The 16,619-nt window shown below is 68.8% G+C and carries 16 protein-coding genes; 6 read left to right on the top strand and 10 right to left on the bottom strand.

Features of this window, described 5'->3' with window-relative positions; all coding sequences use genetic code 11:
* Positions 1-36: 36 nt before the first annotated feature.
* From M2421_RS15415 to M2421_RS15405, 3 genes are all read left to right on the top strand, one after another.
* Entirely contained in the window at positions 37-645 is a 609-nt protein-coding gene (locus M2421_RS15415; protein ID WP_259208322.1) for a YigZ family protein, read from the top strand.
* Positions 638-2,404 carry an ABC transporter transmembrane domain-containing protein gene (locus tag M2421_RS15410; RefSeq protein ID WP_259208320.1) on the top strand — a complete coding sequence of 589 codons (1,767 nt, stop codon included), beginning with the start codon at positions 638-640 and terminating at the stop codon, positions 2,402-2,404. The genes M2421_RS15415 and M2421_RS15410 overlap by 8 nt, the downstream gene beginning before the upstream one ends.
* A 68-nt stretch (positions 2,405-2,472) precedes the next feature.
* Entirely contained in the window at positions 2,473-2,667 is a 195-nt protein-coding gene (locus tag M2421_RS15405) for a hypothetical protein (RefSeq protein ID WP_259208318.1), read from the top strand.
* 169 nt (positions 2,668-2,836) lie between these two features.
* Here M2421_RS15405 and M2421_RS15400 read toward each other — a convergent pair whose 3' ends face one another.
* From M2421_RS15400 to hrcA, 7 genes are all read right to left on the bottom strand, one after another.
* Positions 2,837-3,949: a prephenate dehydrogenase gene (locus M2421_RS15400; protein WP_259208316.1), complete on the bottom strand. Its 1,113-nt coding sequence runs from the start codon at positions 3,947-3,949 to the stop codon at positions 2,837-2,839.
* Positions 3,946-4,854: a pyridoxal kinase gene (gene pdxY, locus M2421_RS15395; protein WP_259208313.1), complete on the bottom strand. Its 909-nt coding sequence runs from the start codon at positions 4,852-4,854 to the stop codon at positions 3,946-3,948. The genes M2421_RS15400 and pdxY overlap by 4 nt, the downstream gene beginning before the upstream one ends.
* Before the next feature lie 64 nt (positions 4,855-4,918).
* Entirely contained in the window at positions 4,919-5,839 is a 921-nt protein-coding gene (locus tag M2421_RS15390) for a hypothetical protein (protein WP_259208311.1), read from the bottom strand.
* Positions 5,840-6,223: 384 nt separating this feature from the next.
* Entirely contained in the window at positions 6,224-7,351 is a 1,128-nt protein-coding gene (gene dnaJ, locus M2421_RS15385) for a molecular chaperone DnaJ (RefSeq protein WP_259208309.1), read from the bottom strand.
* A 163-nt stretch (positions 7,352-7,514) separates the two neighbouring features.
* Entirely contained in the window at positions 7,515-9,443 is a 1,929-nt protein-coding gene (gene dnaK / locus M2421_RS15380) for a molecular chaperone DnaK (protein ID WP_259208307.1), read from the bottom strand.
* A 140-nt stretch (positions 9,444-9,583) separates the two neighbouring features.
* Positions 9,584-10,099, bottom strand: coding sequence for a nucleotide exchange factor GrpE (grpE, locus tag M2421_RS15375; protein WP_259208304.1), 516 nt, complete (start codon positions 10,097-10,099; stop codon positions 9,584-9,586).
* Positions 10,100-10,183: 84 nt separating this feature from the next.
* Positions 10,184-11,251: a heat-inducible transcriptional repressor HrcA gene (hrcA, locus tag M2421_RS15370; protein WP_259208302.1), complete on the bottom strand. Its 1,068-nt coding sequence runs from the start codon at positions 11,249-11,251 to the stop codon at positions 10,184-10,186.
* A 111-nt stretch (positions 11,252-11,362) separates the two neighbouring features.
* Between hrcA and recN the strand changes: the two genes are divergently transcribed.
* Positions 11,363-13,024: a DNA repair protein RecN gene (gene recN / locus M2421_RS15365; RefSeq protein WP_259208300.1), complete on the top strand. Its 1,662-nt coding sequence runs from the start codon at positions 11,363-11,365 to the stop codon at positions 13,022-13,024.
* A 55-nt stretch (positions 13,025-13,079) separates the two neighbouring features.
* Here the strand turns inward: recN and M2421_RS15360 are convergent, their stop codons facing one another.
* Positions 13,080-13,997, bottom strand: a complete 918-nt coding sequence (locus M2421_RS15360) for a LysR family transcriptional regulator (RefSeq protein WP_259208298.1) — start codon at positions 13,995-13,997, stop codon at positions 13,080-13,082.
* Between the two features lie 97 nt (positions 13,998-14,094).
* Between M2421_RS15360 and M2421_RS15355 the strand changes: the two genes are divergently transcribed.
* The gene (locus M2421_RS15355; protein WP_259208296.1) at positions 14,095-15,342 is read left to right on the top strand and encodes an SGNH/GDSL hydrolase family protein; all 1,248 of its coding nucleotides are present in this window, start codon (positions 14,095-14,097) and stop codon (positions 15,340-15,342) included.
* A gap of 84 nt (positions 15,343-15,426) precedes the next feature.
* Here the strand turns inward: M2421_RS15355 and fur are convergent, their stop codons facing one another.
* Positions 15,427-15,843 (bottom strand): ferric iron uptake transcriptional regulator, encoded by a 417-nt coding sequence (gene fur, locus M2421_RS15350; RefSeq protein WP_259208293.1) that lies wholly within the window; start codon positions 15,841-15,843, stop codon positions 15,427-15,429.
* Positions 15,844-15,946: 103 nt separating this feature from the next.
* Here fur and bamE point away from each other — a divergent pair, with 103 nt between their 5' ends.
* Positions 15,947-16,342, top strand: coding sequence for an outer membrane protein assembly factor BamE (bamE, locus tag M2421_RS15345; RefSeq protein ID WP_259208290.1), 396 nt, complete (start codon positions 15,947-15,949; stop codon positions 16,340-16,342).
* A gap of 14 nt (positions 16,343-16,356) precedes the next feature.
* Here the strand turns inward: bamE and M2421_RS15340 are convergent, their stop codons facing one another.
* Positions 16,357-16,617, bottom strand: a complete 261-nt coding sequence (locus tag M2421_RS15340) for an RnfH family protein (RefSeq protein WP_259208288.1) — start codon at positions 16,615-16,617, stop codon at positions 16,357-16,359.
* Between the last annotated feature and the right edge of the window lie 2 nt (positions 16,618-16,619).

The following is a 16,619-nucleotide window of genomic DNA, read 5'->3' as shown; positions in this document are numbered from 1 at the left end:
CCACCCGGGCGTAGCCAGCCCACTACAATGGCGGCAATGCCCGATACGCTCGCCACCGTCGTCAGCCACAGCCTGGAGATCAAGCACAGCCGCTTCATCGCCCATGCCGCGCCGATCGACGATGCCGCTGCCGCGCTGGCCTTCCTGCAGCAGGTGGCGGTAGCCGATGCCACGCACAACTGCTGGGCCTACCGGCACGGCAGCGAGTACCGCTCGAGCGACGACGGCGAGCCGGCCGGTACCGCCGGTCGCCCGATCCTGGCTGCGATCGACGGCCAGGGCTTCGACAGCGTGGTGGTGGTGGTGATCCGCTGGTATGGCGGCATCAAACTGGGGGCAGGTGGGCTGGTCCGCGCCTACGGCGGCACCGCCGCCGAGTGCCTGCGCATCGCCCCCCGCCTGCCGCTGGTCGCCTTGGCCACGCTGCGGCTGCAGGCCGGCTTCGACGACCTCGGCGCCCTGCACGCCGCCCTGGCCGCCCATGGCGCCGAGAAGCAGGCCGAAACCTTCACCGCCTCCGGGGTGGAGATGCAACTGCAGCTGCCGGCCGATCAGGCCGACCCGTTGAAAAACCGCCTGCGCGACGCCACCCGTGATCGTATCCGCATCGAAACATGCACCGAACCAGGCCACCTGAATGACTGATACTCCTCCCCCGCCGGCCACGGCGGTACGTCGGCTTGGCAGCCTCGGCACGCTGTGGCCGTTCGTGCGCCGGCATACCGGCCTGTTCGTGGCCTGGCTGGTGGCACTGGCGCTGTCCTCGGTGGCCACGCTGAGCTTGCCGCCCGCGGTCAAACAGATGATCGACCACGGCTTCAACGACAACGGCCAGATCAACCGCGCCTTTGCGCTGCTGTTCCTGGTCGCCGTGCTGCTGGCGCTGGCCACCGCCGCGCGCTTCTTCTTCGTCTCGCTGCTGGGCGAAAAGGTGGTGGCGGACCTGCGCAGTCGCCTGTACGCGCACCTGATCGCGCTCGGCGCCGGCTTCCACGACCGCAGCCGCAGCGGCGAGCTGGTCTCGCGGCTGACCGCCGACAGCGAACTGCTGCGCAGCGTGATCGGCTCGACCATGTCGGTGGCGCTGCGCAGCAGCGTCACCGTGGTCGGCAGCCTGGTGATGCTGTTCGTGACCAGCCCGCGCCTGGCGGCGTGGTCGCTGGTCGGCATCCCGCTGGCGGTGCTGCCGATCATCATCGGCGCCCGCCGGCTGCGCAACATCTCGCGCGCCAGCCAGGACCGCATCGCCGATGCCAACAGCCTGGCCGCCGAGACCCTGGGCGCGGTGCGCACAGTGCAGGCGCATGCGCGCGAACCGTACGAGCGCGGCCGTTTCAACGCCGCGCTGGGCGAATCGATCCGCGCCGCGCGACGCCGCATCGGTGCGCAGTCGATCGTCACCGCCACCGCCATCGTGCTGGTGTTCGGCGCGATCGTCGGGGTGCTGTGGCTGGGCGCGCACGATGTCATCGATCGCCGCATGAGCGCCGGCACGCTGGGCCAGTTCGTGCTGTATGCCTTGATCGGCGGCGGCTCGGTCGGTGCCCTGGCCGAGGTATGGAACGAGCTGCAACGCGCCTCCGGCGGCATGGGCCGGATCGCCGAACTGCTGCAGGAAGAGGTCGAGATCACCAGCCCGGCCAATCCCCAGCCACTGCCGCAGCCGTTGCGCGGAGAGATCCGTTTCGAGGATGTGGTGTTCCACTATCCGCAGCGCCCGGATACCCCCGCGCTGGAACATTTCGACCTGCACGTGCGCCCCGGTGAGACCGTCGCCCTGGTCGGCCCCTCCGGTGCCGGCAAGAGCACGGTGCTGTCGATGCTGCTGCGTTTCCACGATCCGGCCAGCGGTCGCATCCTGGTCGACGAGGTGGACGTGCGCCAGGTCGACCCGGCCGCACTGCGCGCGCAGATGGCGCTGGTACCGCAGCAGCCCACGCTGTTTGCCAGCACCGCGCTGGACAACATCCGCTACGGCCGGCTGGAAGCCACTGACGAAGAGGTGCAACGTGCGGCCGAGGCGGCCGAGGCCGATGAATTCCTGCAGGCCCTGCCCGAGGGCTACCTGAGCGAACTGGGCGAGCGCGGCGCGCGCCTGTCCGGCGGCCAGCAGCAGCGCATCGCGATCGCACGGGCGTTGCTCAAGGATGCACCGATCCTGCTGCTGGACGAAGCCACCAGCGCACTGGACGCACAGAGCGAGCGTGCGGTGCAGCAGGCGCTGGAGCGGTTGATGGCCGGGCGCACCACGCTGGTCATCGCCCATCGCCTGGCGACGGTACTCAAGGCCGACCGCATCGTGGTGATGGACCACGGGCGCATCGTCGCCCAGGGCACCCATGCGGAGCTGCTGGCCGAAGGTGGCCTGTACGCGGAGCTGGCCAAGCTGCAGTTCATCGATTGATGACGCACCGCTAACGCCGTGCGTTGCATCGTGCGCGGGTCCCAGACCCGCGCTGCAGGAGGTGTTCCATGTCGTTCCGACAGTTCCCCGCCACCGACGCCAACGGCGAAAGCTACGTCATCATCGAGTTCAAGCAGGAGCAGACAGGCGATGCCGCCGCGGCTGCCGCCGAGACCCGCTACGAACTTGCCGACGGTCGCCACCTGGTCCGCGACGGGCGTCAGTACCGCACCCGCGGCGGTGAGTTGACCCTGACCACCTGAGCCCACCCGGCAACCCGACAAAGGTCAAGCAAAATAGTTTGCATCCGGCTGGTCATTTTCTGGCCAGCCTTCTTGACAGCCTTTCCCGGCAAGGGCTGCGCGCGGTTATCCACATGTTTGTGCGCAACTCATCCACACCCCCTGTGGATGAATGCGGCGTTGCAGCAGATCAACGCGACAGCACGCGGCCGATGCCGGACGCATCGATCTCGCCTGCGGCGGCCAACAACGCGGTCGGGTCGCTGCCGGCGATGAAGCCGACACGAAAATGCACCTCACCCGCGGGGGTCCTGGAGGAGTGGATCGAGGCCAGGCTGACCGCGTGGCGTTCGAACACATGCAGCAGTTCGCGCAGCGACCCCGGCCGGTCTTCGGGCAGGTGCACGCTGATCGCGTTGCGTTCGGTCAGATCGGCCAACAGGTAGCCGACCCGTTCGAAGGTGTAGTTGCCCTCGGCCAGCACCGCCTCGCCCTGGCTGTCGCGGTTGTCCAGCAGCAGCTGTTGGCGGAAGGCCGCGCGTGCCGCGTCATCGCCCTGCCCGACCTGCTGGCGCAGCTGCTGCAGCTGTGCCAGCAGCCGGTCCAGCATGGGCGCGACGTGTGGATTGCCGAACTGGATGTCTTCGTAGATGGCCGGGTTCAATGACAGGATCCGCGCGATAATCGCCGTATCCAGTTCGAACGACGCCGAGCGGTAGGGCATCAGCGCCGGCAGCGCGCCCAGCAACGGCGCGTACTCGCGCAGCACGCCGGCCTGGGCCAGGTGCGTGGCGTGCACCATCGCCTGCACCAGCGCCATCACCTGGTCATGGTGCTCGGGCGTGGCGCGCACGCACTCGGCTTCCAGCGCCGCGCACAGCTGCGCCAGCCACGGCTGCCAGCGCGCCAACCGTGCCTCGCAGACCACCATCACCCGGCCCTTCAACGTAGGTGCCTTGGGCGGCGCGGTCATCGGATGCAACCCCACCACCTCGGCCTGCGAGGCCAGCATCGCCGCGACCGGCGCGCTTTTCACCGACGTCACATCCAGCCACAGGCGTCCGGCCTCGCGCCCGGCCGAGCGCGCCACGTAATCGGCGATCAACGCCGGGGTGTGGCGGATCGGGGCGGAGAAAATCAGCACGTCGGCGCGCTGCAGCAGCACCTCCGGGACATCCGATTGCGGGTCGGCCGGATCATGGCCGATCACCTCCAGGCCCATGCGCTGCTGCAGGAAACCGCGCAGCCAGCGCCCATAGGCGCCGGCACTGCCGACGATGCCAACGACCGGCGCTGCGCTCACGCCAGGCGCTCGGGAACGAAGCGCTGCGGCAGCGCCAGGGCCGCCGGTGCGGCGGCCAGCACGTCGAACTCTTCGTGGCCGTTGGCCAGCGTGGTTTCCAGCGCCACGTGCACGCCGGCGATCGCACGCGAGATCGATTGCTCGAACGATTCGCCCCGCAGCAGGAAGGCCACCAGCAGCGACATCAGCACGTCGCCGGTGCCGGCCACGTCCACCGGCAGGTGCGGCGAGGACCAGCGCCAGATCGCCTCGCGGCTCACCGCCAGCGTGACCAGTTGGCCCGGTTCGCCGCCCACGCTGTGGGCAAGCACCCACTCCGGCCCGCGCGCCAGCAGCGCCTGCGAGGCGGCGATGGCATCGTCTTCGGCAAGGCTGGGCATGCCGGTCAGGCGGCCCAGTTCGAACGCATTGGGCGTCACCAGCCAGGCGTGTGGCAGCAGGCGCTCGGCGAAGATGGCTTCCAGCCCCGGTTCCACGTAGGGGCCGGTGTGGGTGTCGCCGATCACCGGATCCAGGCAGTAGCGCAGCTGCGGCGAGGCCGGTAGCACCTGGTCCAGCCAGTCGGCGAAGGCCGCGCCGTTGCCGACGCTACCGAAATACCCGGAGACCAGCATGCGCGCACGCTGCGGCAACCCGCGCTCGCTGGCGCCGAGCAGCAGCTCGGCGAACCAGTCGGCCGGCAGCACGCGGCCTCGCGTGGTCGGGTAGAACGGCGCGTTGCTGAGCAGCGTGGTGGGCACTTCGGCCACGCGCACGCCCAGCGCGCGCAGCGGCGGCACGGCCGCGCTGTTGCCGGCGTAGCCATAGACCAGCTGCGACTGTACCGAGATGACGTCGACCGGCGACGGACCGTCCGGGCGCTGGCGGCGACCGTGGACCAGGTGGCTTTCGAGGGATTCGTTCATGGCATCGGCACTGTGGGGGCTACCGCGCCATTATCCCCCAACCGGTACGCCGCATCCTGCCCGTCTACCCTGCCGGATCTTCCCGGTACGGGACGTGGGGGTCACGCTGCAACAGGAACTCCCAGGTATCGTTGAAGACCCATGGGTAATGCAGCGGTGGGCGATCGGCGAACCGTTGCGCGTGGATGGGCTGCCCTTCCACGCGGCAGCCGCCCGGCGACGCGAACGCGACCAGCTCGGTGACGATGACATCGCGGGAGGTGCTCTCGGCCGAGAGATGGAGGGCATAGGAAGGATGCGCGGTGACGCTGCGCTTCAACACGACCCGTCCCATCGCGGGCACGTACCAGCGGATGCTGCGCTCCAGCCCCTCGACGGCCGCCGGCCCCTGCCAACGCAGGCCGGTCATATCCGTCGACCTGGGGTTGGACTTTCGCCAGAGTGCGCTGCGCTCGATGCGGTACGTACGAACGCGGCCGACACCAAGCTTGATTGTCTCCAGGGCCACCACCCGACTGCTGCCCTTCTCTTCGTAGTCGTAGCGGTAGGTCCCGTTGTCCCGCGCGACGGCGCCGGGTTCGGCGAACGCATCGTCCCACGCTGCCCCCACCGCAAGCGGGAACCGCAGGATTTCCTTTCGCCCCCGGCGAAGCGGATTGACGTCCGCATAGGTGTCGGTGTGTTCAACGCGCTGCACCCCGTGCCCCACCGTCAGCCGCGTCAGACGCTCCGACATCCCCTCCAGGCGAAGGGACGACACAGGATGGTCGGCACCCACCGAATATGTCCATCGCGTGCCATGCGCCAACTGCAGAGGACGCTCGAGCGTCCCGTCACGCGCATCCAGCGTGCATGTCTCCAATGACGTGGCGGACACCGCGCCTGCAGTGAGGGCGGCAGCCACCCCGGCGACCGACAAGGCGCGGCGTGCCGCCGAAGGCGGTGGTCGAGCGGCGCCGCGGGCGATACGGGTGCGTTTTTTCATCCAGGCAGGGTAGAGATCGCTGCGGGCGCAGTCACCCACACCGGTCGCGATCAGCCCGGGAAGCAGGCAGCCTGCACGGCACCGCGACGCGATGCGCTTCGCAGATGCCGGGATGCCCTCGTGTGCAATTGACCTCCCCATCAGGGCGACGGGAAAGAAAGAAGGTTCGTCTCCGCGTCTGAGGGGAGCGGCGTGCTGCAAGGGCCGTCGCAGCGTGAGGGGCCGGCCGCAGGCCGACGCCGGAACAGGAATGGAGCCCCAGCGCCCGACTCACCGACCGCCGCGCCTGGGCTCGAAGCACGCTTCTGCTTGCCCCGCATACGGGCGAAAAAAAAGCCCCCTGTCTCCAGGGGGCCTTCGGTACGACACAGCAACCGATGTCGCTTACGACGTCATCCGGTCCCAGAAACCCTTCACGCCGTCGATGAACGTCGCCGACTTCGGCGAGTGCTTGCGCGCTTCTTCGCCGGTGAAGGTGGTCTCGAACTGCTCCAGCAGCTTGCGCTGCTCGGGGGTGAGGTTGACCGGGGTCTCGACCACCACGCGGCAGTACAGGTCGCCTTCGCTGCGGCTGCGCACCGAACGCACGCCCTTGCCGCGCAACCGGAACAGCTTGCCGGTCTGGGTTTCGGCCGGGATGCGGATTTCCGCGTACCCGCCCAGGGTGGCCACGCGCACGGTGTCGCCCAGCGCGGCCTGCGAAATGCGGATCGGCACTTCGCAGTGCAGGTCGTCGCCATCGCGCTGGAAGATCGCGTGCTCGCGCACCCGCACTTCCACGTACAGATCGCCCGGCGGCGTGCCGGCCGGACCGGCCTCGCCTTCGCCGGACAGGCGGATGCGGTCGCCGGTATCGACGCCCGCAGGCACCTTCACCGACAACACCTTGTCTTCCTCCACGCGGCCATTGCCGTGGCAGGTCTTGCACGGGTTCTGGATGATCTTGCCGCGCCCGTTGCAGTTGTGGCAGGCCTGCTGCATGGCGAAGATGCCGCGCTGGATGCGGACCTGGCCGTGGCCATGGCACACGCTGCAGGTATCCACCTTGCCGTCTTCGGAACCACTGCCATCGCAGTCGTCGCACTCGGCCAGGGTCGGGATCTCGATGCGGCGTTCCACGCCCATCACCGCTTCTTCCAGGTCCAGCTCCATCACGTAGCCGACGTCGGCACCGCGACGCGCCTGGCGCTGGCCACCCCCGGCACCGCCGAAGATGTTGCCGAAGATGTCACCGAAGATGTCCCCCATGTCCGGGCCACCACCGCCGCCACCGCCGCCCATGCCGTGCTCGAACGCGGCATGGCCGTGCGCGTCGTACATGCGCCGCTTGTTGGTGTCCGACAGGGTTTCGTAGGCTTCCTTGCACTCCTTGAAGGAGGCTTCGGCCGCGCTGTCACCCGGGTTGCGGTCGGGGTGGTACTTCATCGCACAACGGCGATAGGACTTCTTCAGCTCTTCTTCGGTCGCCGTGCGGGAGACGCCCAGCACTTCGTAGTAATCGCGCTTGCTCATGGTGTTGAATCGGGTTCCGGAAGTCGGGATTCGTCAAAGCGGAAGAGCGGAACCAGGTCCGCTCTTGCGCCGGGGCGCCCCGACAAGCTGCGATGCAGTTGCCAGGACCCAGGGGAAACGACAACGGGACGCTGCCTGCGCAACGTCCCGGGTCGGGTCCGGATCAGGACTTCTTGTCGTCCTTGACTTCGGTGAACTCGGCGTCGACCACATCGTCGTGCGCGCCGTTGTTGGCACCGGCATCCGGGCCCGGGGCGGCACCGCCCTGCTCGGCCGCCGCCGAGGCAGCGAACAGCGCCTGGCCGGCTTCTTCCAGCACCTTCGACTTGGCTTCGATCTGCGCCTTGTCGTCGCCCTTCATGGCGGTTTCCAGGTCGGCCAGGGCCGACTCCACCTTGCCGATCACGTCGCCGCCGACCTTGCTGCCGTGCTCGGTGATCGCGGTACGGGTACCGTGGATCAGCGCGTCAGCCTGGTTGCGGGCCTGGACCAGCTCGTGGAACTTCTTGTCTTCTTCGCGGTTGGCTTCCGCATCGGCCACCATGCGCGCGATCTCGTCCTCGGACAGGCCCGAACCGGCCTTGATCTCGACCTTCTGTTCCTTGTTGGTCTTCTTGTCCTTGGCCGACACGTGCAGGATGCCGTTGGCGTCGATGTCGAAGGACACTTCCACCTGCGGCATACCGCGCGGGGCCGGCTCGATGCCGGAGAGGTCGAACTTGGCCAGCGACTTGTTGAAGCGGGCCTGCTCGCGCTCACCCTGCAGCACGTGCACGGTCACGGCCGACTGGTTGTCCTCGGCGGTGGAGAACACCTGCGAGGCCTTGGTCGGGATGGTGGTGTTCTTCTCGATGATCTTGGTGAACACGCCGCCCATGGTCTCGATGCCCAGCGACAGCGGGGTCACGTCCAGCAGCAGCACGTCCTTGACGTCGCCGCCCAGCACGCCACCCTGGATCGCCGCACCCAGTGCCACGGCTTCGTCCGGGTTGACGTCCTTGCGCGGTTCCTTGCCGAAGAACTCGGTGACCGCCTGCTGCACCTTCGGCATGCGGGTCTGGCCACCGACCAGGATCACTTCGCTGATGTCGCTCGAGCGCAGGCCGGCGTCGTTCAACGCCACGCGGCACGGCTCGATCGACTTCTTGATCAGCTCTTCCACCAGCGCTTCCAGCTTGGCGCGGGTCAGCTTGATGTTGAGGTGCTTCGGGCCCGAGGCGTCGGCGGTGACGTACGGCAGGTTCACTTCGGTCTGCTGGGCGCTGGACAGCTCGATCTTGGCGCGCTCGGCGGCGTCCTTCAGACGCTGCAGGGCCAACGGGTCCTTGCGCAGGTCGATGCCTTGGTCCTTGTTGAACTCGTCGACGAGGTACTCGATGACGCGGTTGTCGAAGTCTTCGCCGCCCAGGAAGGTGTCGCCGTTGGTGGCCAGCACTTCGAACTGCTTCTCACCGTCGACGTTGGCGATCTCGATCACCGACACGTCGAAGGTGCCGCCGCCCAGGTCGTACACCACGATCTTGCGATCCTTGTTGTCGCCCTTGTCCAGGCCATAGGCCAGCGCGGCCGCGGTCGGCTCGTTGATGATGCGCTTGACGTCCAGGCCGGCGATGCGGCCGGCGTCCTTGGTGGCCTGGCGCTGGCTGTCGTTGAAGTAGGCCGGCACGGTGATCACCGCCTCGGTGACCGTCTCGCCCAGGAAGGCTTCGGCGGTCTTCTTCATCTTCTCCAGCACGCGCGCGGAGATTTCCTGCGGCGCCATCTTCTTGGCATCGCTGGTCTGCACCCAGGCGTCGCCGTTGTCGTGGGCCAGGATGCCGTAGGGCACGTGCGCGATGTCCTTCTGGACTTCAGCGTCGGTGAACTTGCGGCCGATCAGGCGCTTGACGGCGTAGAAGGTGTTCTTCGGGTTGGTGACGGCCTGGCGCTTGGCCGAGGCACCCACCAGCACTTCGCCGTCCTTGGTGTAGGCGACGATGGACGGCGTGGTGCGGTCGCCCTCGGCGTTTTCGATGACGCGGGCCTTGCCGCCGTCCATGATCGCCACACACGAGTTGGTGGTGCCGAGGTCGATACCAATGATCTTGCCCATGAGGGAGACTCCTGAAAGTTCTGGGAATCCGGCAGTTGCCGGGTTATGAATGGGATGTGTGGGACGCTGCCGGGACTTTCAAGCCATCCACCAAACACAGTGTCCGATGCTGGCAAAACCCGTTCAGCGTCCGCTGGCGATCAATCGCGGGCGACCACGACCAGGGCCGGGCGCAGCAGGCGATCGTTGAGCAGGTAACCCTTCTGGAACACCTGGACCACGCTGCCCGGGGCCGCGCCGGGCGCGTCGACCTGGCTGATGGCCTGGTGGTGGTCCGGGTTGAACGGCTGGCCGGTCGGGTCGAGCAGGGTCAGCCCGTTGTCGGCGGCCACCTTGAGCAGCTGCTTGTAGGTCAGCTCCAGGCCTTCGCGCAGCGGGCCGGGCTCGGCACCGGCGCTGTTGAGGCCGGCGTCCAGGCTGTCGAACACCGGCAGCAGTTCGCCGAGCAGCTTTTCGTTGGCGAAGCGGCGTGCCTGTTCGACGTCGCGGGCCACGCGCTTGCGCTGGTTGTCCAGGTCGGCGCGCTCGCGCAGCGACTCGGCGCGCAGCAGGGCCACCTCGTTGTGCAGGCTGTCCAGCTGCTGCTGCAGAGACGGCTCGGCAGCCGGCTCACCGGCGGGATTCTGGGATGCGATATCGGGCTGATCTTGGTTCATTTCCGGATCCTTGGCGGTGACTCTCCGCCTCCACCCACCCCTATGTGGGCGCGGGGTCGGGATTCAAGAGCCCGGCGGCGGGTTTTATGCCCGATCCCGGGACAATCCGCCGCCCGCCGGGTCCGCCAGCGCCGCCCCCAGCACCTGGGCGGTGGCCTCCACCAGCGGGATCATGCGGTCGTAGGCCATCCGCTTGGGGCCGATCACCCCCAGCACGCCCAGCACCTGGCCGCCGGCCGAATACGGCGCGGTCACCAGCGATACGCTTTCCAGCGGCATCACCCCGGTCTCTTCGCCGATGAAGATGCGCACGCCCGGGGCCTGGATGGTGCGCTCGAGCAGCTGCAGGATCTCGCGCTTGCTGGCGAACACGTCGAACAGCTCGCGCAACCGCTCCAGGTCGGACAGGTCCTGCACGCCCATCAGCCGGGTCGCGCCGGCCAGCACCATGTCATCGGCCGGCGGCACCAGCGCCTGCTCGGCCAGCTCGATGCCGTGGGCCAGCAACTGCTCCATCTCCGACTGCGCATCGCGCAGTTCCAGCAACAGGCGCTGGCGGATCTCGGCCAGCGGGCGCCCGGCACAGTTGGCATTGAGGTAGTTGGCCACCTGCTCCAGCTCTCCCGGGCCGAAGGCGCGGCGCGGCTCGATCACCCGGTTCTGCACTTCGTTGTCGGCAAACACCAGGATCGCCAGTACCCGGCGCGCATCCAGGGCCACGAAATCGATATGCCGGAAGGCGAACTGCTCGCGCCGCGGCGCACTGACCACGCCCACGAAATGGCTCATGGCCGAGAGCAGCTCGGAGGCACTGCCCAACAGCGCCTGGGTGCCGTTGCCGGTGGCCAGCTCCGTGCGCAGCCGGCTGAGCTCGCCCTCGCCGGGCGGCTGCATCTTGACCAGGCTGTCCACGAACACCCGATAGCCGTGCGCGGTGGGTACCCGCCCGGCCGAGGTATGCGGCGAGCTGAGCAGGCCCAGGTCCTCCAGGTCACCCAGGATGTTGCGGATGGTGGCGGGGCTGACATCCAGCCCGGCCAGTCGCGCCAGCGTCTGCGACCCGACCGGCTCGCCATCCTGGATGTGGCGTGCGATCAGCGTCCGCAGCAGGTGGCGGGCGCGGGGCGCAAGATGTGACGCAGATGGGTGCATGGAATCAGCCTGTGAGACGCCACCTTAGATAATGGCTGCGGGGAGCGAAGGCAAGTCATTGGTGCTGCCGTCCACCCATGCTAGCTTTGCGCGGCTCGAGAACAGACAACCATGCTCAGACATCTATCGATCAAGGATTTTGCCGTCGTCCGCGCTACCGAACTCGAATTCGGGCCGGGCATGACCGTGGTTTCCGGCGAGACCGGCGCCGGCAAGTCGCTGATGGTCGACGCGCTCGGCTTCCTGTCCGGCCTGCGCGCCGACAGCGGCGTGGTCCGCCACGGCGCCGCGCGTGCCGAGCTGTCGGCCGAATTCGCCCCGGAACCGGATGCCGCCGCGCGGCGCTGGCTGCGCGAGAACGAGCTCGACGACGAGGACCAGTGCCAGCTGCGCCGGATCATCCGCGCCGACGGCGGCTCGCGGGCGTGGATCAACGGGCGCCCGGTCACGCTGACCCAGCTGACCGAACTGGCCGCCACGCTGGTCGAAATCCACGGCCAGCATGAACAGCAGGCCCTGCTGGCGCGGCCCTCGCAGTTGGCCCTGCTGGATGCCTTCGCCCGCAACGAGGCCGAGCGCGGCCAGGTCCGCCAGGCCGCCGCGCGCTGGCAGGCGCTGGTGGACGAGGCCGAGTCTCTGTCGCGCCAGGGCGATGTCAGCGACCGCATCGGCTACCTGGAGCACCAGTTGGGCGAACTGCAACGCGAAGACCTGGAACCGGCCTCGATCGAGCAGCTCGGCAGCAGCCACCGTCGCCAGGCGCATGCCAGCGCGCTGATCGCCGCCTGCGACGTGGCCGTGGCCCGCCTCAACGGCGACGACGACACCTCGGCGCTGCAGTTGTTGCAGCAGACCCGCCACGAGCTGTCCCGCGTGGCCGAGCACGACCCGCGCCTGGGCGAGGTGGATGCCCTGCTCGACAGCGCCGTCATCCAGCTGCATGAAGCGCTGGTCCTGCTGGACCGCGTGCTGGGCGACCTGGACGCCGATCCCGAGCAGTTCGAGGACATCGAGCGCCGCCTGGGCCGGCTGCACGACCTGTCCCGAAAGCACCGCGTGCCGATGGAAAGCCTGGGCGAACACCGCGACGCGATGCAGGCCGAGGTGGAACAGCTTCGCGGCGCCGACGTGCGCCTGCAGGCGCTGGCCGGCGAAATCGAGCGGGCCGCCGGGCAATGGCAGGTGGTCGCCGACGTCCTCAGCAGCAGCCGCCGCAAGGCCGCCAAGGCGCTCTCGGACACCACCACCACCCTGATCGGCGAGCTCGGCATGGGCGGTGGCCAGTTCCTGATCGAGATCGAGCCGCAGGCGGTGTCCAAACCGGACCCGAATGGTGCCGAACGGGTCGAATTCCTGGTCGCCGCCAATGCCGGCCAGCCGCCCCGCGCGCTGCGCAAGGTCGCCTCCGGTGGCGAGCTGTCGCGCATCTCGCTGGCGATCGAAGTGGCGGCGCTCGACCTGGACGCGGTGCCCACCATGGTCTTTGACGAGGTCGATTCGGGCATCGGCGGTGCCGTGGCCGATATCGTCGGGCACAAGCTGCGGGCCCTGGGCGAAAAGCGCCAGGTGCTGTGCGTCACCCACCTGCCGCAGGTCGCCTCCAAGGGTCACGCCCATTACCGGGTCAGCAAGGCACCGGTGGACGGCATGACCCAGAGCGCGGTGGAAAAGCTGGACACCAAGGCCCGCGAAGAAGAGCTGGCGCGGATGCTCGGCGGCGTGGAAGTCAGCAAGGAAGCCCGCGCCGCGGCCCGCAAGCTGCTGCAGGTCTGACGGCCGGCAGCGGTCGCTGGCCGGCGCTTGGCGGTGCCGGCTAGCCAGGCGCCGCTCACCCCAGCGGCCGTTCCAGGTCGACCCGTTCCACCAGAAAATCCAGCAGGGCGCGCACCCGCAGCGGCAGGTAGCCGCCCTGCCCCTGGAACACCGCGTGCACCTCCTCAAGGTCGCCGGGGTTGGCCTGTTCCAGCACCGGCAGCAGGCGCCCGGCCGCGATGTCGTCCTGCACCTGGAACGCCGCCAGCCGCGCCATGCCCACCCCGCCCAGCACCAGTCGCCGCAGTGCTTCGCCATCGCTGGCCCGGGCACTGCCGTCGATGGGCACCACCCGGCGCTGATCGTCCACGAGCAGCGGCCAGCCCGACAGCGCGCGCGGGTGGCCGATGTCGAGGCGGTTGTGCGCCAGCAGTGCCTCCGCGCTCTGCGGCAGGCCGTGCCGGGCGGCGTAGGCCGGCGCCGCCACGATCATCATCCGCGTCGCCCCCAATCGTCGCGCGACCAGGCGGGAACTCTTCAACGGCCCGGCCCGCACCGCCACGTCGGTGCGCTGTTCGAGCAGGTCGATCACCTCGTCGGTCAGCACCACGTCCACCCCGACCTGTGGATGCCGGGCCAGGAACTCGGGCAGCAAGGGCAGCAGGAAGTGGTGCCCGAACGGCACGTTCGCGTTGACCCGCAGGCGCCCGCGCGGTTCGGCATGGGCGCTGGCGCAGCGCTCGGCCTCGTCCAGATCGGCCAGCACCCGCAGCCCGCGCTCGTAGAACGCGCAGCCTTCCGGCGTGAGCTGCACCTGGCGCGTCGAGCGTTGCAGCAGGCGCGTGCCCAACCGCTGCTCCAGCCGCGACACCAGCTTGCTGACCGCCGACGGGCTCAACTCCAGCGAGCGCGCCGCCGCCGAGAAGCCGCCGCTGTCGATGACCCGGACGAAGACTTCCAGTTCGCCGGAACGGTTGATGTCGGTGCCTGCCATGGGATGAATCCAGTTCACAGATGATTGTCCGGGAGCAGTCTAGTTCACAGGTGGCTGGCGAATCACCATGGGGTTCCCCCCGCCGATGGATCACCCGATGCACGCACTCACCCGCCTTGTCGCCACCACCCTGCTCGCCTCCTCGACCGCCGCGGCGGCCACCGCCGTGCCGTCGCCAGCATGGGTCGCCAGCGGGCAGGCCAGCCCGCAACCGGTCTGGAACGCACGGTTCCTGTTCCCTACGCTGATCCCCGATCAGTTGGCCGCGCAGACGTTCCGCCAGACCGTGCGCCTCAGCCTGGGTGGCCGCCAATTGCGGGTCCGCCTGAGCAATGCGTATGGTCAACAGCCCCTGCGGATCGATGCTGCCAGTGCCGCCGCCGGCCCGGGCCGGACGCCGCTGGCACTCGCCTTCGATGGGCGCACCGGCGTGGTGATCGGCCCCGGCGAGGAACGCGTGAGCGACCCGCTGGCACTGGCAACCCGCGATCTGCAGGCGGTGCAGGTGAGCGTCTACGTCGCCGGGCGCACGCCCTTGCAGACCTTTCACTGGGACGGCCGGCAGACCGCCGCGTTCGCCGCCGGTGACCAGACCCTGGCCCCGGCACTGACAGACGCGGCAACCACGACCGCCCGCCTGTTCGTCTCGGGGCTGGATGTGGAGCGGGCCGCCTGCGCACGCAGCGTGGCCGTGATCGGCGATTCGATCACCGATGGTGCGACCGCCAGCCTGGACCGCGACCAGCGCTGGACCGACCACCTCGCCGCGCGGCTGGCGCCGCAGGGCGTTGCCGTGGTCAACGCCGGCATCTCCGGGGGCCGCCTGCTGCGCGATGGCATGGGCGAGGCCGCCCTGTCCCGTTTCCAGCGCGATGTGCTCGACCAACCCGGCCTCGCCAGCGTGATCGTACTCCTCGGAACCAACGACATCGGCTGGCCTGGCACCGCCTTCGCCCGCACCGAACCGGCGCCGTCGCTGGCCCAGCTGCAGGCCGGCTATCGCAGTCTGGTCGCACGCGCCCATGCCCGCGGCGTGCGCATCCTCGGTGCCACCCTGCCGCCGTTCGCCGGTGCGCTGCCCGGCACCCCGCTGGAGGACTATTACCAGCCAGACAAGGACGCCCTGCGCCGGCAACTCAACGCCTGGCTGCGCAGCGACAGTCCCTTCGATGCGGTGATCGACCTCGACGCGGTGCTGCGCGATCCCGCCGATCCGGCACGCCTGGCCGCCGCCTTCGATTCCGGCGATCACCTGCACCCCGGCGATGCCGGCAACCACGCGATGGCGGCGGCGGTGGACCTGCAGGCCCTGTTGCCGGACGCCGTCCCGGTGTGCGCACGCTGAAACTCAGGAACCCCGGGCCAGGGCCCGGGGTCCAGTCACGCGATCTGCTGGCCTGCGGCGGTCCGATGACCGGCCGCCGGGCCGTTACCGACGCTTCTTGCGCACGTAAAGCACCAGCGAGTGCTCTTCCAGCTCGTACCCGTGATCGGCCGCGATCTTGCGCTGCAGTTCTTCGATCTCGTGGCTTTCGAATTCGATGATCTTGCCGCTGTCCACGTCCACCATGTGGTCGTGGTGGCCGCCGCGGTCCAGCTCGTAGACGGCCTGGCCGCCTTCGAAATTGTGCTTCAGCACCAGGCCGGCGGCCTCGAACTGGGTCAACACGCGATACACCGTGGCCAGGCCGATCTCGTCGCCATGCTCCAGGAGCTGGCGGTAGATGTCCTCGGCGGTCATGTGGTGCTGGTGGTTCTGGGCATTGCGCTGTTCGAGCAACGCCAGGATCCGCATCCGCGGATGGGTCACCTTCAGGCCGACTTTACGCAGGTCGTGGGTTTCCATAGTTCTCCGTTCATTGGCGATTTAGCGCCAGCTGCCTCGGATTGGGTCGCGGCGACGCGTCGTGAGTGTATCATCGACTGGATTTCCCCAAACGCCCTTTCCGATGCGCAATCTCCTGCTGGTCGCCGCCGTTGCCCTGTCCACCACGGGCTGCGGCATCATCTATAAGCAACCCATCTATCAGGGCAACCTGGTCCGGGAGCAGGCCGTCGGTCAGCTGCAGGTGGGCCAGAGCAAGCAGCAGGTCAACGCGCTGCTCGGCACCCCCTCGATCCCGGATCCGTTCCACGCCCAGCGTTGGGACTACACCGCCAGCCAGCGCGTGAACCGCCTGGGCCAGACCGAAGTGAAGAACTTCACGGTGTATTTCGAGAATGACGCGGTGACCCGTTGGGACGGCGAGTACTTCGCCAACAACGACGCCGACCTGGCCAAGACCACGGTGCGCCAGTTCGGTCGCAACCTGGCCAAGGACAAGAAGAAGCGCGGCGGCCGCTGAGGCGGCAGGCGCATTCAGCTGCCGGCGCGTGCGCGCCGGCGGCGGTTGTCCTTCGGGTCGGCCAGCAGGGGGCGCAGCAGTTCCACCCGGTCCCCATCGCGCAGCAGCTGGAGCGGCCGGGCCAGCAACCCGTGCACGGCCACCGCCGGGCAGGCGTCACTGCCGTCCAGCGCGGCAGCGGCGATGGCGTCGGCAACCGTCGCCCCATCGGGGAGCTGCACCTGGCGCGACGCCACGCGGTCGGGCCAGGCCAGTACCACCTCCACGCTGATCACGG

Source organism: Stenotrophomonas sp. BIGb0135 (genome assembly GCF_024810105.1).
Taxonomy (GTDB): domain Bacteria; phylum Pseudomonadota; class Gammaproteobacteria; order Xanthomonadales; family Xanthomonadaceae; genus Stenotrophomonas; species Stenotrophomonas maltophilia_AB.
The sequence above is the reverse complement of the archived record's forward strand: the minus strand, read 5'-3'. Positions and strand labels throughout refer to the sequence as shown.